The sequence below is a fragment of the Sediminicoccus sp. BL-A-41-H5 genome (genome assembly GCF_050632405.1).
In the GTDB taxonomy this organism is placed as follows: domain Bacteria; phylum Pseudomonadota; class Alphaproteobacteria; order Acetobacterales; family Acetobacteraceae; genus Roseococcus.
In genome coordinates this window covers 4124070-4147625 of the sequence record NZ_CP192601.1, presented here as the reverse complement: position 1 = coordinate 4147625, position 23556 = coordinate 4124070, and the positions used below count along the sequence as shown (strand labels likewise).

At 69.9% G+C, this 23556-nt stretch carries 26 protein-coding genes; 13 read left to right on the top strand and 13 right to left on the bottom strand.

Going from position 1 to position 23556, the window contains the following annotated elements; all coding sequences use genetic code 11:
- Nucleotides 1-26: 26 nt before the first annotated feature.
- From ACQ860_RS20310 to bhcR, 5 genes are all read right to left on the bottom strand, one after another.
- Nucleotides 27-869: a branched-chain amino acid ABC transporter permease gene (locus ACQ860_RS20310; RefSeq protein ID WP_431305146.1), complete on the bottom strand. Its 843-nt coding sequence runs from the start codon at nt 867-869 to the stop codon at nt 27-29.
- Nucleotides 870-873: 4 nt separating this feature from the next.
- Nucleotides 874-1746: a branched-chain amino acid ABC transporter permease gene (locus ACQ860_RS20305; protein ID WP_431305145.1), complete on the bottom strand. Its 873-nt coding sequence runs from the start codon at nt 1744-1746 to the stop codon at nt 874-876.
- Nucleotides 1747-1748: 2 nt separating this feature from the next.
- Nucleotides 1749-2189 carry an ABC transporter ATP-binding protein gene (locus ACQ860_RS20300; RefSeq protein WP_431305144.1) on the bottom strand — a complete coding sequence of 147 codons (441 nt, stop codon included), beginning with the start codon at nt 2187-2189 and terminating at the stop codon, nt 1749-1751.
- Complete coding sequence (locus ACQ860_RS20295; RefSeq protein ID WP_431305143.1) at nt 2084-2746, bottom strand: ABC transporter ATP-binding protein; 663 nt, start codon at nt 2744-2746, stop codon at nt 2084-2086. Before ACQ860_RS20295 ends, ACQ860_RS20300 begins: the two co-directional genes overlap by 106 nt.
- Before the next feature lie 111 nt (nt 2747-2857).
- The gene (gene bhcR / locus ACQ860_RS20290; RefSeq protein ID WP_431305142.1) at nt 2858-3724 is read right to left on the bottom strand and encodes an HTH-type transcriptional regulator BhcR; all 867 of its coding nucleotides are present in this window, start codon (nt 3722-3724) and stop codon (nt 2858-2860) included.
- 158 nt (nt 3725-3882) lie between these two features.
- Here bhcR and gcl point away from each other — a divergent pair, with 158 nt between their 5' ends.
- Both gcl and ACQ860_RS20280 read left to right on the top strand, forming a co-directional pair.
- On the top strand, nt 3883-5664 hold the full coding sequence (gene gcl, locus ACQ860_RS20285) for a glyoxylate carboligase (protein WP_431305141.1): 1782 nt from the start codon (nt 3883-3885) through the stop codon (nt 5662-5664).
- A 64-nt stretch (nt 5665-5728) separates the two neighbouring features.
- Nucleotides 5729-6112 (top strand): ester cyclase, encoded by a 384-nt coding sequence (locus ACQ860_RS20280; RefSeq protein ID WP_431305140.1) that lies wholly within the window; start codon nt 5729-5731, stop codon nt 6110-6112.
- A 24-nt stretch (nt 6113-6136) separates the two neighbouring features.
- Here ACQ860_RS20280 and ACQ860_RS20275 read toward each other — a convergent pair whose 3' ends face one another.
- Together ACQ860_RS20275 and ACQ860_RS20270 are read right to left on the bottom strand one after the other, a co-directional pair.
- A complete protein-coding gene (locus ACQ860_RS20275) occupies nt 6137-7696 on the bottom strand; it encodes an ABC transporter substrate-binding protein (protein ID WP_431305139.1) in 1560 nt (519 codons plus the stop codon).
- 52 nt (nt 7697-7748) lie between these two features.
- Nucleotides 7749-8213: an Hsp20 family protein gene (locus ACQ860_RS20270; RefSeq protein ID WP_213616179.1), complete on the bottom strand. Its 465-nt coding sequence runs from the start codon at nt 8211-8213 to the stop codon at nt 7749-7751.
- Between the two features lie 137 nt (nt 8214-8350).
- On the opposite strand from ACQ860_RS20270, the gene def reads away from it, so the two are divergent.
- The 3 genes from def to truA all read left to right on the top strand — a co-directional run bounded on the left by def (nt 8351) and on the right by truA (nt 10697).
- Entirely contained in the window at nt 8351-8887 is a 537-nt protein-coding gene (def, locus tag ACQ860_RS20265) for a peptide deformylase (protein ID WP_431305138.1), read from the top strand.
- Between the two features lie 119 nt (nt 8888-9006).
- Complete coding sequence (fmt, locus tag ACQ860_RS20260; protein ID WP_431305137.1) at nt 9007-9936, top strand: methionyl-tRNA formyltransferase; 930 nt, start codon at nt 9007-9009, stop codon at nt 9934-9936.
- Complete coding sequence (gene truA / locus ACQ860_RS20255; protein ID WP_431305136.1) at nt 9936-10697, top strand: tRNA pseudouridine(38-40) synthase TruA; 762 nt, start codon at nt 9936-9938, stop codon at nt 10695-10697. Before fmt ends, truA begins: the two co-directional genes overlap by 1 nt.
- Here truA and ACQ860_RS20250 read toward each other — a convergent pair whose 3' ends face one another.
- From ACQ860_RS20250 to dapD, 3 genes are all read right to left on the bottom strand, one after another.
- The gene (locus tag ACQ860_RS20250) at nt 10698-11276 is read right to left on the bottom strand and encodes a hypothetical protein (RefSeq protein ID WP_431305135.1); all 579 of its coding nucleotides are present in this window, start codon (nt 11274-11276) and stop codon (nt 10698-10700) included.
- Nucleotides 11264-12400, bottom strand: coding sequence for a succinyl-diaminopimelate desuccinylase (gene dapE, locus ACQ860_RS20245; protein ID WP_431305134.1), 1137 nt, complete (start codon nt 12398-12400; stop codon nt 11264-11266). The genes ACQ860_RS20250 and dapE overlap by 13 nt, the downstream gene beginning before the upstream one ends.
- An 86-nt stretch (nt 12401-12486) precedes the next feature.
- On the bottom strand, nt 12487-13311 hold the full coding sequence (gene dapD / locus ACQ860_RS20240; RefSeq protein WP_431305133.1) for a 2,3,4,5-tetrahydropyridine-2,6-dicarboxylate N-succinyltransferase: 825 nt from the start codon (nt 13309-13311) through the stop codon (nt 12487-12489).
- Between the two features lie 131 nt (nt 13312-13442).
- On the opposite strand from dapD, the gene ACQ860_RS20235 reads away from it, so the two are divergent.
- The 5 genes from ACQ860_RS20235 to ACQ860_RS20215 all read left to right on the top strand — a co-directional run bounded on the left by ACQ860_RS20235 (nt 13443) and on the right by ACQ860_RS20215 (nt 18269).
- A complete protein-coding gene (locus tag ACQ860_RS20235; protein ID WP_431305132.1) occupies nt 13443-14057 on the top strand; it encodes an invasion associated locus B family protein in 615 nt (204 codons plus the stop codon).
- A 63-nt stretch (nt 14058-14120) separates the two neighbouring features.
- Nucleotides 14121-15935, top strand: a complete 1815-nt coding sequence (locus ACQ860_RS20230; RefSeq protein ID WP_431305131.1) for a CocE/NonD family hydrolase — start codon at nt 14121-14123, stop codon at nt 15933-15935.
- Nucleotides 15936-15940: 5 nt separating this feature from the next.
- Nucleotides 15941-16921, top strand: coding sequence for a Bug family tripartite tricarboxylate transporter substrate binding protein (locus ACQ860_RS20225; protein ID WP_431305130.1), 981 nt, complete (start codon nt 15941-15943; stop codon nt 16919-16921).
- A 115-nt stretch (nt 16922-17036) separates the two neighbouring features.
- Entirely contained in the window at nt 17037-17636 is a 600-nt protein-coding gene (locus ACQ860_RS20220) for a glutathione S-transferase N-terminal domain-containing protein (RefSeq protein WP_431305129.1), read from the top strand.
- A 72-nt stretch (nt 17637-17708) separates the two neighbouring features.
- The gene (locus ACQ860_RS20215; RefSeq protein ID WP_431305128.1) at nt 17709-18269 is read left to right on the top strand and encodes an HD domain-containing protein; all 561 of its coding nucleotides are present in this window, start codon (nt 17709-17711) and stop codon (nt 18267-18269) included.
- Nucleotides 18270-18275: 6 nt separating this feature from the next.
- Here ACQ860_RS20215 and ACQ860_RS20210 read toward each other — a convergent pair whose 3' ends face one another.
- Nucleotides 18276-19235: a Bug family tripartite tricarboxylate transporter substrate binding protein gene (locus ACQ860_RS20210; RefSeq protein ID WP_431305127.1), complete on the bottom strand. Its 960-nt coding sequence runs from the start codon at nt 19233-19235 to the stop codon at nt 18276-18278.
- Nucleotides 19232-20584, bottom strand: a complete 1353-nt coding sequence (locus ACQ860_RS20205; protein WP_431305126.1) for an LLM class flavin-dependent oxidoreductase — start codon at nt 20582-20584, stop codon at nt 19232-19234. Before ACQ860_RS20205 ends, ACQ860_RS20210 begins: the two co-directional genes overlap by 4 nt.
- Nucleotides 20585-20630: 46 nt before the next feature.
- On the opposite strand from ACQ860_RS20205, the gene ACQ860_RS20200 reads away from it, so the two are divergent.
- From ACQ860_RS20200 to ACQ860_RS20190, 3 genes are all read left to right on the top strand, one after another.
- On the top strand, nt 20631-21656 hold the full coding sequence (locus ACQ860_RS20200) for a Bug family tripartite tricarboxylate transporter substrate binding protein (RefSeq protein WP_431305125.1): 1026 nt from the start codon (nt 20631-20633) through the stop codon (nt 21654-21656).
- Nucleotides 21657-21660: 4 nt separating this feature from the next.
- On the top strand, nt 21661-22623 hold the full coding sequence (locus tag ACQ860_RS20195; protein ID WP_431305124.1) for an NAD(P)-dependent oxidoreductase: 963 nt from the start codon (nt 21661-21663) through the stop codon (nt 22621-22623).
- A gap of 139 nt (nt 22624-22762) precedes the next feature.
- A complete protein-coding gene (locus ACQ860_RS20190; RefSeq protein ID WP_431305123.1) occupies nt 22763-23233 on the top strand; it encodes a hypothetical protein in 471 nt (156 codons plus the stop codon).
- Between the two features lie 14 nt (nt 23234-23247).
- On the opposite strand, the gene ACQ860_RS20185 is transcribed toward ACQ860_RS20190, so the two are convergent.
- Complete coding sequence (locus tag ACQ860_RS20185) at nt 23248-23553, bottom strand: hypothetical protein (protein ID WP_431305122.1); 306 nt, start codon at nt 23551-23553, stop codon at nt 23248-23250.
- Nucleotides 23554-23556 lie beyond the last annotated feature (3 nt).

The window sequence follows — 23556 nt, the reverse complement described above, 5'->3', positions numbered from 1 at the left end:
GAAGAGGATGAGGATGGCGCCATAGATCACGCCGGGCGCCGAGCGGCTGATGGATTCCGCGAGATTGGGCACGAAGAGCACGAAGAGCCCGCCAAAAACCAGACCAGGATGGAGCCCACACCGCCCACCCCCACCATGCCCACGAAGAGGCTGATGGAGAGGATGAAGGTGAAGCTGTCAGGCGCCACGAACTCCACCACCGCGGCGGAGAGCGAGCCCGCCATGCCGGTGATGATCGCACTCACGGCAAAGGTGCGCGTCTTGATGCTGGCGAGGTCCATGCCCATCGCCTCGGCGGCGGTCGGGTTGTCGCGCACCGCCATCATGGCGAGGCCGATGCGGCCATGCAGAAGGTTGGCGGTGAGGAGGTAGCAGACGCCCGCCACCAGAAGCGCCACCAGATACATGTACTGGTCCGGGTTGAGCTTCAGCCAATCCGGCGCCTCGGGCTTGAGCAGGAAGAGCCCCTGCACGCCCCCGGTCCAGGCCTCGACAGCCTTGTGCTTCAGGATCTGCGGCACGGCGACGGCGAGCGCGAAGGTGGTGAGCGCGAGATAGAGTCCGCCCAGGCGCAGTGCCGGAAAGCCCACGCCCCAGCCCACCACGCCGCAAACGAAGGCCGAGACGGGCAGCGTCGCCCAGAAGGACCAGTCGAGCAGCGACATGGGGATCGCCGTCGCATAGGCACCGACGGCGAAGAAGGCGCCATGGCCGAGCGAGATCTGGCCGTTATAGCCGGTCACGATGTTCAGCCCGAGCACGGCCAGCGCCATGATGACGGCCTGCGTCAGCTGGAAGAGGTGAAACCCCTCCAGCAGCCAGAGTGGCAGCAGAGCCGCCAAGCCGGCGATGAGGAGAAGCGGCCGCATCCGCTCAGACCCAGCTGAAGACGACGCGGCCGAAGAGGCAGGAGGGCCTGACGACCAGCACGCCGATGATGATGATGAGTGCCACCGTGAGCTTGAGTTCCGTGCCCACCACATAGGCGCCGGCCAGGTTCTCCAGCACGCCCACCAGGAAACCGCCCGCCACCGCGCCGCCCGGATTGTCGATGCCGCCCAGCAGGGCGCCGGCGAAGGCATAGAGCAGGATGCCCAGCATCATGTTCGGGTCGAGGAAGACGGCCGGTGCGACCATCATCCCCGCCACCGAGCCGATGGCCGCCGCCAGTCCCCAGCCCAGCGCCAGCATCCAGCCGACACGAATGCCCACCAGCCGCGCCGAGCGCGGATTGTAGGCGGCGGCGCGCATGGCGAGGCCGAGCGAGGTGTGCGCGAAGAAGAGATAGACCAGCAGCAGCACTGCCAGCGTCACCACCGTGCTGCCCAGCTCATGCGCGGAGACCAGGCCGCCGAAGAGCAGGCCCTGGCTTTCGAAGGGCGTCGGGAAGGCCTTGGTGGTGTGGCCGAAGATCCAGCCCGTGGCATTGCTGATGATGAGCAGCATGCCGATGAAGACGCCCACATGCGTCAGCACCGGCGCGTTCTGCACCGGCCGCATCAGGATGCGCTCCACCGCGGCCCCCATCACGAAGGAGACGACAAGGGTCGCGAAGAAGGCCGCCCAATAGGGCAGCCCGGCCTGGATCATGGTGAGCGCGATGAAGGTGGAGAGGGTCGCCATCTCCCCCTGCGCGAAATTCACGTGATGCGTCGCCTGGTAGATCATGACGAGCGCCAGCGCGACCGAGGCATAGATGCCCCCCGTCGCGATGCCGGCGATGAGCTGATGCGCGAAGCCGTCCATGCTCAGTACCCCAGATAGGCGCGGCGGATGGCCTCATCCTGCCGGATCTCGGCGGCGGGGCCCGAGGTCACGATGTGCCCCGTCTCGATCAGATAGGCGCGGTCGGCGAGTTCCAGCGCGAAATTGGCGTTCTGCTCGACGAGCAGGATGCCCACGCCGCTTTCCTCACGGATGCGGCGCATGATGCCGAAGATCTCCTGCACGATGAGCGGCGCGAGGCCGAAGGAGGGCTCGTCCAGCAGCAGCAGCTTCGGCCGCATCAGCAGCGCGCGGGCGATGGCGAGCATCTGCTGCTCGCCGCCCGAAAGCGTGCCGGCCTGCTGCTTCCAGCGCTGTTTCAGGCGCGGAAACCACTCCCACATGCGCCCGAAATCCGCCTGCACCTGCGCGTCGCGCCGCGTATAGGCGCCGAGGCGGAAATTCTCCTCCACGGTGAGTTCCATGACCCATGGTTCAGCCCGCCCGCGGGCTCATCCAGCAGCAGCAGTTTCGGTTGCGAGATCAGCGCGCGCGCCATCTCGACGCGCTTCTGCGTGCCGAAGGGCAGGTCCGCCACCGGCACATCCGCCACATTCTCCAGCGCGAGCAGGCCGAGCAATTCGTCGGCGCGGCGCGCCGCCACGCGGTCCTCCTCGCGCGCGCCAGGCAGGCGCAGCGCAAGCGCCAGAAACCCAGCACGGCCCTGCGAATGTGCGCCCGACAGCACGTTCTCGCGCACCGACATGCTGCGGAACAGGGCCAGGTTCTGGAAGGTGCGGCCGAGGCCCAACGGCGCCATCGCGTGGCGCGGCAGGCCGGTGGTGTTGGTGCCGGCGAAGGTGACGCTGCCCTCGCTCGGCCGGTAGATGCCGCTGATGATGTTGAAGAGCGTGGTCTTGCCCGCGCCATTAGGCCCGATCAGCCCGCAGATCTGGCGCTCCTCGACGGCAAAGGACACGCCGCCGACCGCCGTGACGCCGCCGAAGCGCATCACGACATCGCGCACCTCAAGCAGCGCCAAGCGCCGCCCTCCAGGTGGTGGGACGCATCGCTTCCTCCCTCGGCCGCTTCGCGGTCGGTTGTTTTCAGAGCCTGAATGCAGCCTGAAAACGCGGAGCCCCGCAAGGAAAATTCACATGGCGCGCGCGCCCTCCGGCAGCACGCCGCCCATGGCCTCTGTCAGCGCCGCCGCCGCCGCCCGCACGCGCGGGCCCATGCAGGCCACCTTCGCATCATCCATCCGCACCGTGGGGCCGGAGATGGACACACCGCCCACCGGCTCGCCGAATTCATTGAACACGGCCGCCGCCACGCAACGCATGCCGAGGTTGCGCTCCTCGTCATCCACCGAGAAGCCGCGCGCGCGGATGCCGATCAGATCCGCCACCAGGCTCGCGCGCGTCGCATGCGTCTTGGGCGTGAAAACCTCGAGCGGCAGGCGCTTGAAGAGCGCGTCGCGCTGGCGCGGTTCGGTGAAGGCGAGGATGGCCTTGCCGATGCCCGAGGCATGCAGCGGGCTGCGCGTACCGGGGCGGAAGAAGGCACGGATGGCCTCATGCGTCTCCACCTGGCTCACGAAGACCACGCAATCCTCATCGGCCAGCGCGAGATTCGCCGTCTCGCCCGATTCCAGCATCAGATCCTGGATGATGGCGCGCCCCTGCTCGGCCAGCTTTCGGCGACGCAGGAAGCCCGCGCCCATGCGGAAGGTCTCGATGCCGATGAACCAGAGCTGGTCGGCCTCGTTGAACTCCACCATTCCGTGCGCCTGCAGCGTGGTGAGCATGCGATAGGCGGTGGAGGCCGCGATGCCCGATTGCTGCGAAATCTCCGTCAGCGAGAGGCCATTGCCGGCCGAGAGCAGCTTCATCAGCACGATGGCGCGATCAAGCGACTGGACCGAGGCGGCCTCGCTCGGCTGGGCCGTGCCGCGGGGCCGCCCGCGGGAGCGCTTTTCGGTGACGGGCCTCGCCGAAACGCCGGAAATATTTTTTGCCATCCGGAAAACCCCCAGCGCGATGGAAAACCTTAATCGCCGTCCGAGCAACAGGTTAGACCTATTTTTCCGCATTGCAAAATAATATTCTGGAAAAATTGCACCAAAACGCGGCAGCTGTCATTCATCCCCCGTCACAATGACCTCGGAGGAATGAACTCATGGCCAAGATGCGCGCAGTGGATGCAGCGGTTCTCGTGCTGGAAAAGGAGGGCATGGACTGCGCCTTCGGCGTCCCCGGGGCCGCGATCAACCCCTTCTATTCCGCGCTGAAGAAGCGCGGCTCCATCCGCCACATCCTGGCGCGGCACGTGGAGGGCGCCTCGCACATGGCCGAGGGCTATACCCGCGCCAAGGCCGGCAATATCGGCCTGTGCATCGGCACCTCCGGCCCCGCCGGCACCGACATGATCACCGGCCTCTACTCCGCCCAGGCCGACAGCATCCCCATCCTCTGCGTCACCGGCCAGGCGCCGCGCGCCAAGCTGCAGAAGGAGGATTTCCAGGCGGTGGACATCGCCTCCATCGCCGGCCCCGTGACCAAATGGGCGGTGACGGTGATGGAGCCCTACCTCGTTCCCATGGCCTTCCAGAAGGCCTTCCATCTGATGCGCAGCGGTCGCCCCGGCCCGGTGCTGATCGATCTTCCGGTGGACGTGCAGGTGGCCGAGATCGAGTTCGACATCGAGACCTACACGGCGCTCCCGGTCTACAAGCCCGCCGCCAGCCGCGCCCAGATCGAGAAGGCGCTCTCCATGCTGAACGAGGCGGAGCGTCCGCTCATCGTCGCCGGCGGCGGCATCATCAACGCCGATGCGAGTGCCGAGCTGGTCGAATTCGCGGAGATCACCGGCATCCCCGTGATCCCGACGCTGATGGGCTGGGGCACCATTCCCGACGATCATGACCTGATGGCCGGCATGTGCGGGCTGCAGACCAGCCACCGCTATGGCAATGCCAATATGCTCGCCGCCGACTTCGTGCTGGGCATCGGCAATCGCTGGGCCAATCGCCACACCGGCAGCGTGGAGAAATACACCGCAGGCAAGAAGTTCATGCATGTGGACATCGAGGGCACGCAGATCGGCCGCGTCTTCGCGCCCGACTACGGCATCGTCTCCGACGCGCTCGCCGCCCTCGACCTCTTCGTGAAGGTGGCGATCGAGTGGAAGACGGCTGGCAAGCTGCGCGACCGCAGCGCCTGGGCCGCCGAATGCCTCGCGCGCAAGCGCTCCATGCTGCGCGAGACGCATTACGACCAGGTGCCGCTCAAGCCGCAGCGCGTCTACCAGGAGATGAACGAGGCCTTCGGGCGGGACACCTGCTACGTCACCACCATCGGGATCTCGCAGATCGCAGGCGCGCAGCACCTGCGCGTCTACAACCCGCGCAACTGGATCAATTGCGGCCAGGCGGGCCCGCTCGGCTGGACGCTGCCGGCGGCACTCGGCGTCCGCGCCGCCGATCCGGATCGCGAGATCGTGGCCCTCTCGGGCGACTATGACTTCCAGTTCCTCATCGAGGAGCTGGCCGTCGGGGCCCAGCACAAGCTGCCCTACCTGCATGTGGTGGTGAACAACTCCTATCTCGGCCTCATCCGCCAGGCGCAGCGCGGCTTCGAGATGGATTTCGAGGTCTCGCTCTCCTTCGAGAACATCAACATGGAGCATGACGAGGCCCTCTCGGGCTATGGCGTGGACCATGTGGCGGTGGCGGAAGGCCTGGGCTGCAAGGCCATCCGCGTCCGCAGCCCGAACGAGTTCAAGCAGGCCTTCGCCGATGCCAGGGCGCTGATGACAGAGCACCAGGTGCCGGTGGTGATCGAGTTCATCCTGGAGAAGGTGACCAACATCCCGATGGGCACCGAGCTCGACAACATCAACGAGTTCGGCGGCGCGCTGGACATGGCGCCGGCGGCGCGGGAGATGGCGCCGGCGAAGTGAGGCAGAAGGGCCTCCGGCGGCTGGGGCCGGGAGGCCCCAGACCCCAGGACGTCAGGGGGCATCAATGACTGAGGCGTCACACCTTGTCCGGCGGTTCCACCATGAGGTGTGGAACCGGGCGGATGAGGATACCGGACGGGAAATCCCGGCGCCCGACTTCCGCTTCCGCGGCTCGCTCGGGGCGGACGGCTTCACCGCCTCCCTGCGGCTGATCCACGCCGCGTGTGCCGATTACCACTGCGAGATGCAGGCCCCCATCGAGGACGGGCCGCGCCCGGCGGCCCGCATGCGCTTCTCCGGCCGGCATCGCGGCCCGCGCTTCGGCATCGCCGTGACCGGGCCCCATCGCCTGGTCGGGCGCTGCCTTCTTCGAGACCGACGACAGGCAGATCACCGCCCTCCGGGTGTCGGCCGGCGTGGATGCCGTGAAGCGCCAGCCCGGCATTGAGGACGGCCTCAACGCCCCTGATCGCTATTGGGGCCTGACACCCATGGCGATGGTCCGCTCATCCATGCGCGGGTCATGGCGCAACCCGCGCCGCACCGCCCAGGTGTTGAGATACTGCACCAGCTGGATCACCGGCCGCTCCTCGGCGAACATGGCCACCGCCTCCTGCCACATCGCCTCGCGCCGCTCGTCATCCATGGTGGCGGAGGCCTCCGCCGTGAAGGCGTCGAAGCGCGGGTTGGAATAGCGGGCGTTGTTGTTCGCACCCGTCAGGCGCTGGCGGTCATGCGTCGCGACGATGTTCACCAGGAAGTTCGACGCCTCGCCCGTCGAACTCCCCCAGGCGCCGATCTGCATGCCGAACTCGATGCGCGCGCGGCGCGGCACGAAGCCTGTCCAGGGCAGCGCATCCACCTGGGTGCGCACGCCGATGCGCGTCCACATCTGCGCCACGGCCTGGGCGAGGCGCGCATCATTGGGCCAGCGGTCATTGGGCGTGGAGAGCGTCAGGCGGAACCCGTCCGGGAAGCCCGCCTCGGCCAGCAGGCGGCGGGCGCCATCGGGGTCGAACGGGTCGGGGCGGACCTGCGGATTGTAGCCGAAGGCGCCGGGCGGCAGCCATTGCGCGGTGGATTGCGCGGCCCCTTCCATCACGCGCTCCACCAGCGCGTCGCGGTTGATGGCGAGGCTCAGCGCGCGCCGCACCCGCGCATCCTTGAACGGGTTGGCGGCGAGGGGCTGGCCGGCATTGTCGGTCACGCCCGGCGGCGCCGTGTCACGCGAGTAGTCGGGCGCCATGTAGACGGTGCGCAGGCTCGGGATCTCCGTCACCGTGATGCGCGGATCGCGGCGCAGGCGGGCGAGGTCGCTCGTCGGGATCTGCTCGATGATGTCCACATCGCCCGCCAGCAGCGCCGCGGTCCGCGAGGCGTCGTTCAGCAGCATGCGGTAGCTGACGCGCGCCCAGGGCTCGGCCCCGCCGAAATAGGCGTCGTTGCGCGTCATCTCCACGCGGTCGCCCGCGCGGAAGCTGACGAAGCGGTAGGGCCCGGTGCCGATGGCGGCGCGGCCGCTGTTGAAATCCTCCGTCGCCGCTCCTTCCGCCGCATGGCGCGCGATGATGGAGACCGAGGCGAGGTCGAGCGGCATGAGCGGGTGCGGCGCGCGGGTGTGCAGCCGGATGAGGTGGGGGTTCACCACCTCCACGCGCTCGATGGCGCGGAGGAAGCCGCCGAAGCCGCCCGGGCTGTTGGGCACATTGGGAACGCGGGCGAAGGTGAAGACCACGTCGTCGGCCGTGAAGGGCTTTCCGTCATGCCAGGTCACGCCCTGGCGCAGCTCCAGCTCCCACACCCGGTCGCCCACGGGGCGCCAGGCGGTGGCGAGCGAGGGGTGCGGGCGCGCCCTTCCGTCGCGCTCGATCAGCCGGTCGAAGATGTGCATGGTCAGCGCGTTGTTCGGGCCGACATTGTGGAAATGCGGGTCGATCGTCGTGACCGGCGCGCCGGACCCCACGCCGAGCGTTTGCGCCTGCGCCGAGACGCTGATCGCCGCCGCGACAACCGCCGTGAACCACTTGCCCATGATCACCTCCCGCCGTTTCTCAGGAAGGCTAACATCACGGCAAAGCGGGCGGCTACTCCTCCTCGCGCCGGAAGCGGCTTTGCACCACGGGGCGGCTCGGCCCCGCGCCCTGGCGGCTGATCGGGATGGAGCGGACCTTCACCTCCGGCATGGGGCGCTGGAGGTCGATATGCAGCAGCCCGTTGTCCAGGAAGGCGCCCTCCACCTCGATCCCCTCGGCCAGCACGAAGGCGCGCTGGAACTGCCGGGCCGCGATGCCGCGATGGATGAAGATGCGCCCCTCCGTGTCGTCCCGCTGGCGGCCGCGGATGACGAGCTGGTTGTCCTCCTGCGTGATGGCCAGGTCATCCATGGAGAAGCCGGCGACGGCCAGCGTGATGCGCAGCCGCGCCTCGCCCGTCTGCTCGATATTGTAGGGGGGATAGCCCTCGGCGTTCTTCTGGACGCGGTCGAGCATCTGTTCGAGGTGGTCGAAGCCGAGAAACAGCGGCGAACCGAACACCGAGGATCGAGACATGCAGCCTCCTGCCGGGAGCGAGGACATCCCGGGCGCCCCGTTCTGGCGGCGCCCAGCCAGCCAAGACTTGGCCCGGCCAGCCCCCGCTTGCAAGGTCCGTTGCCAGGGTGGGGGCCAGGCGCTACCTCACGGCCATCATGAGCGACGAAAAACTCCCCATCCTGCTGGTGCCCGATGCGCGGCTCCGCCTGAAATGCCGCCCGGTGGGCGAGGGCGATGGCGATGCGGTCCGCGCCCTGGCCCCGCGCATGCTGGCGACGATGTATGCCGCGCCCGGTATCGGCCTCGCGGCGCCCCAGGTGGGCTCCGACCTGCGGCTCTTCGTGCTGGATTGCGGGCCGAAGGACGCGCCCGAGCCCATGGTGCTGGTGAACCCCGAGATCATCGCCGAAAGCCAGGAGCGCGGCCTCCGCGAGGAGGGCTGCCTCTCGCTGCCCGGCCTCTATGCCGATGTGGAGCGCCCGCAGCGCATCAAGATCCGCTGGCGCGAGCTGGACGGCACGCGCCGCGAGATGGAGGCGGACGGGCTGCTCGGCGTCTGCATGCAGCATGAGATGGATCACCTGAACGGCGTCCTCTTCGTGGACCATCTCTCGGCGCTGAAGCGCAACATGATGCTGCGCAAGCTCGCCAAGGAGCTGAAGAACAAGGCGCGGGACGCTGAGGGTGGGTGACACCGCTGCGATCGCGGAGCACCGCAGCCGCATAGCGGCGAGGAGCGGCGCGTGAATCGCAGCGGCAAGCCCCGCGCGATCGCGGAGCACCGCAGCCGCATAGCGGCGGGGAGCGGCGCGTGAATCGCAGCGGCAACGCCCTCCGCATCGCCTTCATGGGCAGCCCGGACTTCGCCGTGCCCGCCCTCCAGGCCTTGCACGCGGCGGGGCATGACATCCGCGCCGTCTATACCCAGCCGCCCAAGCCCGCCGGGCGCGGCCAGCAGGAGACCCCCTGCCCCGTGCATCGCGCGGCCCTCGCCCTCGGCCTTGAGGTGCGCACGCCCGCGCGGGTGAAGCGGGACGCGGCGGCGCATGAGGCCTTCGCGGCGCTCGATCTCGATGTGGCGGTGGTGGCCGCCTATGGGCTGATCCTGCCGCCGGCCATGCTGGAGGCCCCGCGCCGCGGCTGCCTGAACATCCATGCCTCGCTGCTGCCGCGCTGGCGCGGCGCGGCCCCCATCCATGCCGCCATCCTGCATGGCGATGCCGAGAGCGGCGTCACCATCATGCGGATGGAGGAGGGGCTGGACACCGGCCCCATGCTGCTGCGCGAGGCCGTGCCGCTGACCGCCCGCAGCACCACGCCCGATCTGCATGACGCACTCGCCGCGATGGGCGCGCGGCTGATCCTGCGCGCGCTGGACGAGGCCCCGCCCGAGACGCCGCAGCCCGAGGAAGGCGTCACCTATGCCGCCAAGCTCAACAAGGCGGATGGGCTGCTGGACTGGGCGCAGCCGGCGGCCGCGTTGGATGCCCGGGTGCGGGCGATGAACCCCTGGCCCGGCGCCTATTTCCCCCATGCGGGCGAGGTGCTGCGCGTGCTGGCGGCCGAGCCCGCCGAAGGCGCGGGCACGCCGGGCACGGTGCTGCCGGGGCCGGGCCTCGTCGTCGCCTGCGGCAGCGGCGCGCTGCGCCTCACGCGCCTGCAACGCCCGGGCCGCGCCGCGATGGAGGCGGAGGCCCTGCTGCGCGGCTATGCGCTGCCCGCCGGCACCAAGCTCGGCTGATGCCGAGCTATGCCCTCCTCGTCGAATATGACGGCACGGGCCTGGTCGGCTGGCAGCGCCAGCCCAACGGCCTGTCCGTGCAGCAGGTGATCGAGGAAGCGGCAGCACGCCTCAATGGCGGCGTGCCGGCGCTCGCCACCGCCTCGGGCCGCACCGATGCCGGCGTGCATGCGGAAGGCCAGGTCGTGCAGCTCGCGGTCAGCGCCGATCTGCCGCCCGCCCGGCTGCGCGCGGCGCTCGACTTCCACACGCGCCCGCACCGCATCGCCATCCGCGGCGCGGCCTTCGCGGCCGAAGGCTGGTCCCCGCGCTTCTCCGCCATCCAGCGCCACTATCGCTATCGCATCCTGAACCGCCCGGCGAAGCCCGCGCTGGAGGAAGGGCGTGTCTGGCACGTGCCGCTGAAGCTGGATGCGGAGGCCATGCATGCGGCGGCGCAGCAGCTTCTCGGCCGGCACGATTTCTCGGCCTATCGCGCCGCCTCCTGCCAGGCGGAATCGCCGCTGCGCACGCTGGACCGGCTGGACGTGATCCGCATGGGCGAGGAGGTGCATCTGCTCGCCGCCGCCCGCAGCTTCCTGCACCACCAGGTCCGCAACCTGGTCGGCACGCTGCATGAGGTGGGGCTGCATCGCCGCCCGGTGGCTTGGCCGCGCGCGGTGCTGGACGGGTGCGACCGCCGCGCGGGCGGCCAGACCGCGCCGCCCCAGGGCCTCACCTTCCTGCGCGTGGATTTCGCGGAGCCGGTGGACTGGTCCTGATCAGTTGCCGGAAATCCGGCCCGTCACACCGCCGATGAACAGCCCCAGCGCGAGGTCCAGCACCACGAACATCACCGCCGTCATGCTTTGCACGCCGAGTGCCGTGCGCGCCACGAACCATTCGAGCCACACGGCGTAGCCGACGGCGGCGAGGCCCAGCGCATTGCCCACCCAGGCGGGCAGACCCAGCGCCGGCGGCACCAGCAGCAGCACCAGCAGCAGGTACTGGACGATGTTGGACCAGTTCCACGCGGCGATGAATTGCGGCCATTGCGCGGCGCGGCCCGCCTGCTCGGCCAGCATGCGCGAGGCGAGCGCGAAGGCGACCCAGCCCAGCACATAGCCCACCAGTTCCCCGGCCAGCGCCACCATCACCCCGGCCGGCGGCGGCGCCTGCATCCACCAGGCGATGAGGCGGAGCGCGATGAAGAGCGGCAGGCAAAGCAGCGCGGCGGTGAAGGAATGGCGCGCGGAGTCCATGCCCGGCGGGATGAGGAGCAGCCCCTCCGCCCGCCCGCGCGCGAAAAGCCAGGCCGAGGCGAGGCCGTTGACGATGCCGGGGGCGTTCAGCGGAGGCACTCCTCAAGGACGGCGCGGTAGACGCCCGCCAGCGCGCGCAACTCCTCCACTGGCGCGCATTCGTCGCGCTGGTGCAGCGTGGCGCCGACCGCGCCCAGTTCCGCCACCGGGCAGTAATGCGTGATGAAGCGCGCATCCGAGGTGCCGCCGCCCGTGTCGAGCTTCGGTGTCACGCCGGTGCTGCGCTCGACGGCGCGGGTCAGCGCCTCGACGAAGGGGCCGGGCTCGGTCAGGAAGCTCTCGCCCGAGACCTGCGCGCGCATCTCGTGATCCGGCGCGTGCTCGGCCAGCACGGCGCGCAGATGCTCCGTCAGCGCCGCGGAATTGTGCCGGTCGTTGAAGCGGATGTTCAGGAAGGCGCGTGCTTCGGCCGGGATCACGTTGGTGGCTGTGTTGTCCACCTGAATGCCCGTGACCTGCAGCGTGGACGCCTCGAACCAGTCGCTGCCCTGATCGAGCGGCGTGCTGGTGAGCGCGTGCAGCACGCGCGTCAGGCGGTGCACCGGGTTGTCGGCCTTCTGCGGATAGGCGCTGTGGCCCTGCTTGCCGCGCACCGTGATCCAGGCATTCATGCTGCCGCGCCGGCCGATCTTGATCGTATCGCCCAGCACCTGCTGCGAGGTCGGCTCGCCCACCACGCAGACATCGGGCGTGTGGCCATGCTCGGCCATCCATTCCAGCACGCGCCGCGTGCCATCCACCGAGGGCCCTTCCTCATCGCCCGTGATGAGCAACGAGATGGAGCCGGGATGGCCCGGGTTAGCGTTGAGATAATCCGTCAGCCCGGCGACGAAGGCGGCGATGCCGCCCTTCATGTCGCAGGCGCCGCGGCCATAGAGCATGCCGTCGCGAATCACGGCGGCGAAGGGATTGTCGGCCCAGGCGGCCTCGTCGCCCGGCGGGACCACGTCGGTGTGGCCCGCATAGCAAAGATGCGGCCCTTCCGTGCCGCGGCGCACGAAGAGGTTGTCCACTTCGTTGAAGCGCAGCCGTGTGCAGGTGAAGCCGAGCGGCCGGAGTGCGGCCTCCATCACGTCCAGCGCGCCGTCATCCGCCGGCGTCACGCTGCGGCAGCGGATGAGGGCCTGGGCGAGGGGGATCGGGTCGGCCGCAGCGTTGGTCACTGGGGCCGCTCCGCGGCGGGGCGGCAGCGGATCAGCGCCCGCGCGAGCGGGATCGGGTCCGTGGGCTGGTTGCTCTGCGTCACGCCTCAGTCACGCAGCAGGTCGTTGATGCTGGTCTTGGCGCGGGTCTGCGCGTCCACGCGCTTCACGATCACCGCGCAATACAGCGAGGGGCCGGGCGAGCCATCGGGCAGCGGCTTGCCGGGCAGGCTGCCGGGCACCACCACCGAATAGGCCGGCACGCGGCCCACGAAGATCTCGCCCGTCGCGCGGTCGATGATCTTCGTCGTGGCCGAGAGAAACACGCCCATGGAGAGCACCGAGCCCTGCTCGACGATGACCCCCTCCACCACCTCGGAGCGCGCGCCGATGAAGCAGTCATCCTCGATGATGACGGGGTTGGCCTGCAGCGGCTCCAGCACGCCGCCGATGCCGACACCGCCCGAGAGATGCACGTTCTTGCCGATCTGCGCGCAGGAACCGACGGTGGCCCAGGTGTCCACCATGGTGTTGGCGCCGACATGCGCGCCGAGATTCACGAAGCTCGGCATCAGCACCACGTTCGGCGCGATATAGGCGGAGTGCCGGGCCACGGCGCCGGGCACGGCGCGGAAGCCCGCTTCCTTCCAGCGGTTCGGGCCCCAGCCGGCCCACTTCAGCGGCACCTTGTCATAGGCGCCGGCGGCGGTGTCCATCGGCGCCGAATCGCTGAGCCGGAAGGAGAGCAGCACGGCCTGCTTCAGCCACTGGTTCACCTGCCAGCCATTGGCGCCCTTCTCGGCCACGCGGGCCTCGCCACGGTCCAGCATCTCGAGCGCGGCCATCACGTCCTCGCGGGGCGCGCCCTGCGTCGTGGCGGAGAGCGTGTCGCGCTTCTCCCAAAGGGCTTCGATGCGGGCTTGCAGGGTCATGGCGTGCGGCCTCCTCCGGATGTCGGGCAGAGGCTTCGCAGCGAGGGGGCGGGGTGTCAATCTCGCCCGGCTCTTCCGGCGCGCGGCGGGGCTTTGGTAAACGCGCAAAGGCCCTCCGCAGGACACACCGCATGGCATCGCTCCCCTGGACCGCCCTTCCCGCCCTGGCGCTGGCACTCGGCCTTTCGGGGGCCGCCCTGGCGCAGCAGCGGCCACAGGCACCCGCACCCGCGGCGGCGCCCGCGGCCCCGCCCCCGCCGGCCGACCTGCCGGACCGCACCCAGGCCAATTTCGGCGACTGGCTCATGCGCTGCGAGACCCAGCGCCCGCAGGGCCAGCCGGTGGTCCGCGTCTGCGAGACCGCGATCGCGATGAACGACCAGCGCGGCCAGCCCATCGCGCAGATCGTGCTGGGGCGGATCGGCCGCACCGACGCCTATCGCATGCTGGTGCAGCTGCCGCTCGAACTCCGCGTGGACCAGGCGGCGCGCCTGTTGCTGGACCCGGCGGCCACGCCGCCCGAGGCGATCACCCTGCCTTTCCGCCTGTGCAGCGCCTCACGCGGCGGCTGCTTCGGCGAGGTGGAGGCGCTGGCGCCGGCGGTGATCGCCCGGCTGCGCGCGCGCGGCGAGGGCCAGGGCCGGCTCGACTTCCGGGACAGCGCGGGGCGCGAGCTGCAGATCCTCTTCAGCTTCCGCGGCTTCGGCCAGGCGATGGATGCCCTGGCAAGGGAGACCGGCGGCTGAGGCCGCATTGACGCGAAACGCGCGCATGCCAAGCTCCCCGCCTGCTTCCGGGGAACACGACACTTGGCCGATGCCGATCTGAACAGCGCCGCCTGGCGCGTCCCGCCCAGCGCCTACTGGGCCTCCCGCCCGGCGGAGTTCACGCTGCCGGAGAAGCCCATCTCCCGCTACGTCACCATGCGCGATGGCTGCCGCCTCGCGGTGGATGTCTGGCTGCCGCAAGGTGCCGCCGGCCCCGTCCCGGCCATCCTGATCCACACCCCCTATTACCGCCGCTTCGCCATGCGCCCCGGCGGCCAGGGCGAGTCCTGCCCGAATGCGGCGAAGTTCCGCGACGCCTTCGTCCCCCGCGGCTATGCGCTGGTGGTGGTGGACATCCGCGGCACGGGCGCGAGCTTCGGCACGCGCGACAGCTTCCGCTCGCCGCGCGAGCGCGAGGATGCGCGCGAGATCAGCGACTGGATCGTCTCGCAGCCCTGGTCCGACGGACGCATCGGCGCGACGGGCATCTCCTATCCCGGCGCGGCGTCGGATTTCCTCGCCAGCACCGGCCATCCAGCGGTGCGCGCCATCATCCCCCTCTTCGCCGTCTGGGACACCTGGGCGGACCACTACTATCCGGGCGGCGTGTTCCTGAACCGCCTCGCGCAGGTCTATGACGAGCTGATGGTCGCGATGGACCATGACCGGCGCGATCTTCTCGGCAAGGTGAGCTACTTCGCCAACCCCGACCTCGCCGGCCCCGCGCCGGTGGATGAGGACCCGGATGGCAGCCTGGTGCGGGAGGCGGTGGCGCAGCATCTCGGCAATTTCCGCATGCCGGATTTCATCACCGACCTCGCCTTCCGCGAGGAGGCGCTGCCGTATGATCCGAACTTCTCCTCCGCGCAGATCAGCCCTTACGCCGTCAGCCATGAGATCCCGAAGGATGTGGCGATCTATGCCGTCTCCGGCTGGCTGGACGGCGTGGGCTACGCCAATTCGGCCATCGCGCGCTACCTGACCATGCGGGGCAACCCGACGCACCTCCTGCTCGGCCCCTGGGATCATGGCGCGCGCTGCAACGTCTCGCCCTGGCGCGGGCGGATCGAGCCGGAATTCGCGCTGCTGGGCGAGATGCTGCGCTTCTTCGACGAATACCTGATGGGCCGCAGCACGGGCCTGCGCGACGAGGCGCCGATCCACTACTTCTCCATGCATGGCGAGACCTGGAACGCGGCTGAGCAATGGCCGCCCATCCCGGCGACGACGCGGCTGCATTTCAGCGGGGCCGCGCTCGGCACCGCACCCGCCGGCAACGAGGTCGCGCATCACCCGAGCGACTTCGCCTGGGGCTCGGGCGAGGGCACGCGCTATGAGCGCATCGCCGCCATCAACGCGCTCGACTACCACACCGACTGGACCGAGCGCGTCGCCGCACTCCCTGCCTACGACACCGCGCCCTTCGAGCGCGACATGGTGCTGAGCGGGCATGTCATCGCCGACCTCATGATCGCCTCCAGCGAGGCCGACGCCTCCATCCTCTGCTACATCTCGGAGATCGAGGCGGACGGCACGGCGCGCTACGTCACCGAGGGCCTGCTGCGCGCGCTGCACCGCAAGGAAGCGTCCAATCCGCCGCATTACCAATCCACCTGGCCCTACCGGAGCTTCCATCGCGCGGACGCGAAGCCGCTGACGCCGGGCGTTGCCGAGCGCATGCGCATCCCTCTCCTGCCCACCTCATGGGTGTTCAAGGCGGGCTCGCGCCTGCGCTTCTCGCTGGCGGGGACCGACGCGCATCACATCAAGCAGATCCCGCATGGACGCCCGCCCGTGCTGAGCCTGCATCTCGGCGCCTCCGCGCTCGACCTCCCCCTCAAGCCGTATCAGGAGTGACCCGCATGCGTGCCACCCGCCGCGCCCTGCTCACCTTGCCTCTCCTTGGGCCCCTCCTTGGGCCGCTCGCCACCCCCGCGCTGGCGCAGCTTCCCGCGCGCACCTTCCGCATGATCCTGCCGCAGCCGCCCGGCTCGGCGAATGACACGGTGGCGCGCATCATCGCCGAACCCATGGGCCGCGTGCTGGGCCAGCCCGTGGTCGTGGAGAACCGACCGGGCGCGAACGGGATGGTCGCGATCAACCTGTTGAAGCAGCAGGCGCCGGATGGCTCGGCCATGCTGCTCTCGGGCGTCTCGCAGCTGTCCTTCAACCCGCATCTCTACCCGAACCTGCCCTATGACCCGGTGCGCGACTTCACCTATGTCGCCCCCGTCACCGATGCGCCCTTCATCCTGATCGCGAGCAAGCGCTCGGGCCTCACCAATGTCGCGCAGTTGCTGGACCGCGCGCGGGCGGAGCCGGGCAAGCTCACCTATGCCAGCGCGGGTATCGGCAATTCCACGCATCTCTCGGTCGAGATGATCGCCGATCGCGCGAATGTGCGCTTCACCCATGTGCCCTATTCCGGCACGGGCCAGGCGCTGACCAGCGTCATCTCGGGCGAGACGGATTTCATGATCATCGTCCTCGCCGTGGCGCTGGGCCAGGTGCGCGCCGGCGCGGTTTCGCCACTCGCGCTCGTGGCGCCGAGGCGCCTGCCCTTCCTGCCGGACCTTGTGACCCAGGCCGAGGCCGGCATCACCGCGCCGCTCATGCCCGGGTGGTTCGGCCTGGTGGGCCCGGCCGGCGTGCCGGAGCCGGTGGTGAATCAGGTCAACGCCGCGGTGCGCGCCGCCCTCGCCGATGAGGGCGTGCAGCGGCGCCTCGTGGATGTCGTGCTCGTGCCCATCCCAGGCTCGCCGGCCGATCTGCTGGCACGCATGCGGCAGGACAGCGAGGTCTGGGGGGCCTTCATCCGGGCGCGGGGGCTGCGGCCGGAGTAAAACAAGAAGGGCCTCCGGCGGCTGGGGCCGAGAGGCCCCAGACCCCAGGACTTGAGGCCATCTTGCGTTATGGGCGGGGGCGGCGTGTCATTCAGACGTAAAGAGGAAACGACGCATGAAACTCGCCTATTCGCCCGCCAGCCCTTACGTCCGCAAATGCTTGGCCAGCGCCATCGCGCGCGGCATCGAAGGACAGGTCGAGCTCTGGACCATCCCCACCGCGGACCCCGCGCTGGTGCCGGTGAACCCGCTCTCCAAGGTGCCCTCCCTCGTCACGCCCGAGGGGCAGTGCCTCTATGACAGCCCGGTGATCTGCGAATATCTCGACAGCGTGGGCAGCGCCGCGCCGCTCTTCCCCGCCCCCGGCCCCGCGCGCTGGAACGCGCTGCGCCAGCAGGCGCTGGGCGATGGCATCATGGACGCGACACAGCCGCGCCGGCGCGAGGTGGCGCTGCCGCAGGATGAAGGCCGCATCACCTACATCCAGGGCCAGCAGCTCAAGGTCGCCCGCGCGCTGGACGCGCTGGAGGCGGAGGCCGACACCTTGGGCATGCTCACCACCATCGGCGAGATCACCATTGCATGCGCCTTGGGCTATCTCGATTTCCGCTATGCGCATGAGCCCTGGCGCCCCGGCCATCCGAAGCTCGAGGCCTGGTACGCCAAGGTCGTCGCGCTGCCGCCCATGGCGCGGACCATGCCCCCGGCTGGATGACATTTTCGCGACGGGGGTTCGCCGCAACCCCCGTCGCGCTTAACATGGAGGGCGTTTCCGGAGACCGCCCGCATGTCCCACACCGACCCGCGCCTCGCCCAGATCGCCGCGCTCATCGAGCTGAAGGCCGATGGCCAATACGGGCTTGCCGACATCAACCAGCGCCAGCACGCGCTGCAATCCGCCTGGCTCGCCGAGCGCGCCGGCTGCACCGCCTCGCTGATCGCCGCCGCCCTGCTGCACGACATCGGCCACATGGTCCACAACCTCGGCGAGAACCCGGCCGAGCATGGCGTGGATGACGAGCATGAGCGCCTGGGCTACGAGTTCCTCGCTTCCATGTTCGGCCCCGAGGTGACCGAGCCGGTGCGCCTGCATGTCGCCGCCAAGCGCTATCTCTGCGCGACGGAGGCCGATTACTTCGGCAAGCTCTCCAAGGATTCCATCCTCAGCCTCAGCCTGCAGGGCGGGCCCATGTCGCCCGAGGAGGTCGCCGAGTTCGAAGCCGTGCCGGAATACAAGGATGCCGTGCAGCTCCGCCGCTTCGACGAGCAGGCCAAGGTGAAGGGGCTGCAGACGCCGCCCGCCGCGCACTTCATGCAGTATGTGGAGCGGGTGATCCGCCCCGCCTGAGGCGCGCTATTCCCGCTCGATCCCCGCGCGGCGCACCACCTCCGCCCAGCGCGCGCGCTCGGCGGTGAGCATGGCGTCCATCTCCTCCGGCGTGCCGCCGACGGGCTCGGCGCCCCAGCCGGCCAGCCGCTCGCGCACCTCGGGGATGCGGAGGATGGCGTCAATCTCACGCGCGAGGTGCCGCCGGATCTCGATCGGCGTGCCGGCGGGGGCGGCATAGCCCAGCCAGGCGTTCGCCTCGTAGCCCGCGATGCCCGCCTCCTGCAGCGTCGGCACATCGGGCAGCAGGGAGAAGCGGCGCGCGCCGCCGACCGCGAGCGGCTTCAACCGCCCGGCGCGGAAATCCTCGAGGAAGGAGGGCGCCTGCTCGATGACGAGCTGGATGCGCCCGGCCAGAAGATCGGTCCGCGCCGGCGCGCCGCCGCGATACTGCACCATCTCCATCTCCACGCCGCCGGCCAGCGCGCGGAACATCTCGACCGTGAGCCGGGACGCCATGCCGGAGGTCGCGAAGTTGATGGAGCCGGGGCGGGAGCGCGCCAGCGCCAGGAATTCCGCCACCGTGCCGACGCCGAGCGAGGCCGGCACCACCATCACATAGGGGATGAGCGCCACCATGGAGACGCCCACGAGATCCCGCGCCGGGTCATAGGGCAGCGTGCGATAGACGAAGGGATTCACCGCCATGGGCCCAGGGCTGCCGGCAAGCAGCGTGTAGCCATCGGGGGCGGATTTCGCCACCGCATCGGCGCCCAATATGCCGAAGGCGCCGGCGCGGTTTTCCACCGCCATCTGCTGGCCGAGCGGGCGGGCCAGGTTCTCGGCGATCAGCCGCGCGATGAGGTCGGTGGCACCCCCCGGCGCGAAGGGGACGACCACGCGCAAGGGTCGCGCGGGCCAGGCTTGCGCCCGTGCGAGCGAGGGTGCGGCAAGGGCGGCGAAGGTGGCGCGGCGCGTGAGGCTCATTCGGCGGCCCTCTGCGCGAAGAAGCGGTTCTCCGGCCGCGCCAGGCCCAGATTGTCGCGCAGCGTGCGCCCCGAATACTCGGTGCGGAACAACCCGCGCCGCTGCAATTCCGGCACCACCAGCCGGATGAAGCGCTCCAGCCCCGTCGGCACCACGGGGGCCGCGATCATGAAGCCGTCGCAGGCCTTCTCCAGGAACCAGCGCTCCATCAGGTCGGCCACCTGCGTCGCGCTGCCCTTGAAGAAATTGCCCGCCATCTGCGGCAGGATGGCGCGATAGGTCTCACGCACCGTCAGCTTCTGCTCCAGCGCCTTGGCCACGATCGCCTTGCCGATGCCGGTCGGGCCGATGTGTTCGAAATCCAGCGCCGGAAAGGGCCCGTCCAGCGGATAGGCCGACATCTTCACCCCCACCATCTTCGAGAGGTAGTCGAGGCCGACGGCGGGCGGCACCAGGTCATCCAGCTCGCGCGCCAGTTGCTCGGCCTCCTCTGCCGTCTCGGCGGCGATGATGGTCACGCCGCTCAGGATCTTCAGGCTGTCCGCGTTGCGGCCGTATTTCGGCAGGCGGCCCTTGAGGTCGGCATAGAGTTTCTGCGCGCGCTCGATGGTGCCTTCGATGGCGAAGACGCAATCGGCGGTGGCCGCCGAGAGCTCTTTGCCCGTTTCCGACTGCCCGGCCGAGAAGATCACGGGGTGCCCCTGCGGCGGCCGCGGCGCGTTGAGCGGGCCGGCCACCTGGAAATGCTTGCCCTTGAAATTCAGCGCATGAACCTTGGACGGGTCGAGGAAACGCCCACTCGCCTTGTCCTGAGGAAAGGCGTCATCCGCCCAGGAATCCCACAACCCCTTCACGATCTGCGCGAATTCCCCCGCGCGCTCATAGCGGTCATCGCGCGGGACGTGTTCCTCGTGGGAGAAATTCAGCGCATCGCCGGGGTTGGAGGTGGTGACGAGATTCCACCCCGCCCGCCCCTTGCTGATGTGATCCAGCGAGGCGAAGCGCCGCGCGACCGAGAAGGGCTCGTCATAGGTCGTCGTCGTGGTGGCGACGAGGCCGACATGCTGGGTCACCATGGCCAGCGCCGAGAGCAGCGTCACCGGCTCGAAGACGCCGGGCCGATCGGAAGGGCTGGTCGCCGCAAACAGATCCGGCTTGTCGAGGTTGCGGACGCCATTGCCATCGGCGAGGAAGAGCAGGTCGAACTTGCCGCCTTCGGCGATGCGCGCGAGGCGGATGGCGTTCTCGAGGTTGCTGGCGGGCTTGTCCCAGGCGGTCGGGTGGCGCCACTCGCCCACGTGCGAGCCCTGGGCATTGGCATTGGCGGCGAGGATCATGTGCTTCGGCATTGGCGCACTCCTGGAATGACCAAGCTTCGCGCCGGAGGCGCGCCGCATGCAAGCGTGGCTTGACGCTTTCCACGCGGGGCGGCGCAATGCGCGGATGAACCGCCGCAGCATCCTCGCCTCCGCCCTCGCCCTGCCCCTCGCCACGCCCACGCTGGCCCAGACGGCAGGCACTGGCTTCCCGAGCCGCCCCATCCGCATCCTGGTCGGCTTCGCCGCCGGCGGCTCCACCGACGTCTTCGCCCGCAGCATGGCGCCGCGGCTGCAGACGCTGCTGGGCCAGCCCGTGGTGGTGGAGAACCGCCCCGGCGCCGGCGGCAACATCGCCACCGAGGCGACGGCCCGCAGCGCGCCGGACGGCTATACGCTGCTGCTCGGCACCATCGGGCCGCTCGCCATCAACCCGACGCTCTATGGCAACCTGCCCTTCGATCCGCTGACCGACCTGACCGCCATCACCCTGGTGGGCGAGGTGCCGAATGTGCTGGCCGTGCCGGCGGACCGGCCCTGGCGCAGCGTGGCCGAGATCATCGCCGCCGCCCGCGCGCGGCCGGGGACGCTGAATTTCGGCTCCTCCGGCGTGGGTTCCGCGGGGCATGTGGCGGGCGAGCAGCTCAACCTGATGGCGAACATCCAGACGACGCATGTTCCCTTCCGCGGCGGCGGCGCGCTGATGCCCGAGCTGCTGGCCGGCCGCGTGGATTTCGCCTTCACCACCGCACTCAACGCCATGCCCCAGGCCGAGTCCGGCCGCCTGCGCGTGCTGGCCGTGCCCAATGCGACGCGCGTCTCGCTCATCCCACAGGTGCCGACGGTGGCCGAAAGCGGCCTGCCCGGCTTCGACGGCATGGACTGGGCGGCCCTGATGGGCCCGCGCAACCTGCCCGCGCCCATCCTCGCGCAGCTCAACCAGGCCGCCACCACCGTGCTGCGCGACCCGGAGCTGGTGCAGAACATGGCCGGCCGTCGCCTGGTGCTGATGCCCGGCACGCCCGAGGAAGCCAGCGCCTTCCTGCGCGCCGAGACCGCCCGCTGGGCGCCGGTGATCCGCGCCTCCGGCGCGCGGCCGGACTGAGCGCGTGCGGGTCTATCTCAGCCACGGCACCCTCTCCTTCCCCGGCTATTTCGGCGAGCGCGCGCTGGAGGCGCTGAGCCGGCACGCGGAGGTCGTCCGCAACATGGGCGAGGCCGAATTGCGCGACGAGGCGCTGGCCGAGGCGGCGCAGGGTTGCGACGCCATCATCGCCTATCGCGGCAGCCCAGGCACGGAAGCGACCTTCGCGAACAGCCCGGACCTCAAGGCCTTCCTGCGCTGCGCGGTGGATATCAGCACGGTGGATGTCACCGCCGCCTCGCGCCACGGCATCCTCGTGACGCAGGCGACGCCGGGCTTCGTGGATGCGGTGGTGGAGCTGGGCATCGGCTTCATGGTGGACCTGGCGCGCGGCGTCAGCCGCTCGGTGCAGGATTACCGCGCGGGGCGCATTCCGGAGGTGCGCGCCGGGCTGCAATTGCGCGGCGCGACACTGGGGCTGGTGGGCTATGGCCGCATCGCGCGGCGCATGGCCGAGGTCGCGACGGCCATGGGGATGCGCGTGCTGGCCCATGACCCCTCGACGGGCACGCACTCGCTGGCCGAGGTGCTGGGCGAGGCCGACATCGTCGTCTGCCTCGCGCTCTCCACGCCCGAGACGCGGCACATGATGAACGCGGCGGCCTTCGCCGCCATGCGGCGCGGGGCCTGTTTCATCAACCTCTCGCGCGGCGAATTGGTGGATGAGGCGGCGCTGGAGGCGGCGCTCGATTCCGGCCATCTCGCCGGCGCGGCGATGGATGTCGGCAGCTTCCCGGACCAGATGCCCAATCCGCGCCTCGCCGCGCGCGCCGATGTGATCGCGACACCCCATGTGGGCGGCCTGACGCCCGCCGCGGCCGAGCACCAGGCGATGGACACGGTGCGGCAGATCGCGGCGCTGGCCGCCGGGCGAATGCCCGAGGGCGCGGTGAATGCGGCGCAGGCCACGCGGCTTGGCTTCGCCTGAGGCGGCCCGCGTTCACGTCACGCGCGTACATCCACCTCTGATCACACCGGCGCCTGCGACGCTGGAAACACCATGCTTGCCGATACGAACAGACAGGCAATAGGCAGACGCCTCAACGGCGGAGCCCTGCATCTTGACGATGCCACGATGGTTGCCGGCTGGCGTCTTCGTCGCGGCCATCCTCGCCTTGGCCGCGCGCCCCGCCTGGGAGATTCTCGCCATCCTTCTCCACGATCCCCTATCGGACCACGGGGCTGCGGTGTTCTCGTTCGTGAATGAGCGACCCGATGACGTCCGGGTCGTCGGCCTTCGCCTGGGAGGTGACGTGCGTTTGGACGAGGGCACCTCGGGCCGCGGGTTCACCATGCCGGGTCCGGCGGGACGCGGGACCATGTCACCGGCCATGCTCTCGGAACGCCAGGGCCGACAGACCGCCGAAATCCAATACCGCCTGGGCGACAGCGAGCAGGTGTCGGTTTTCCGCTTCGACGTCGAACTCATCGCGCAGAGCCAGTGCGATGTGATCACGCGGTTTGACGCGGACGGGCCCCGTGTGAATGGCTGTCACAACCATCGCCCTGCCTCCTACGGGGGCACCTGGCGGCACTGAAGGGCGGAAACCCGCTAACCCCGCTTCCGCCGGTGCCGCCACCAATCCTGCACCGGTCCCAGAACCAGCAATGGCGAGGCGGCCAGCGTCATCAGCGCCAGCACCGCGGCCCAGCCACGCGCGCCCGAGGCGAAGGCCGCGATCGTCGCCCCCGCCAGCGCCCCCACCACGATGCCGCCCAGCGCGAAGAGCCCGATGATCAGGCGGTGCCGGCGGGAGAGCCATTCGGGCGGCGGCACCTCCGGCGCCATCGGCTTGCCGTCGCGCCCCACATCGGTCACGCGCGCCGGGTCCAGCCCGAAGGGCCGTTCCTCCGCCATGCC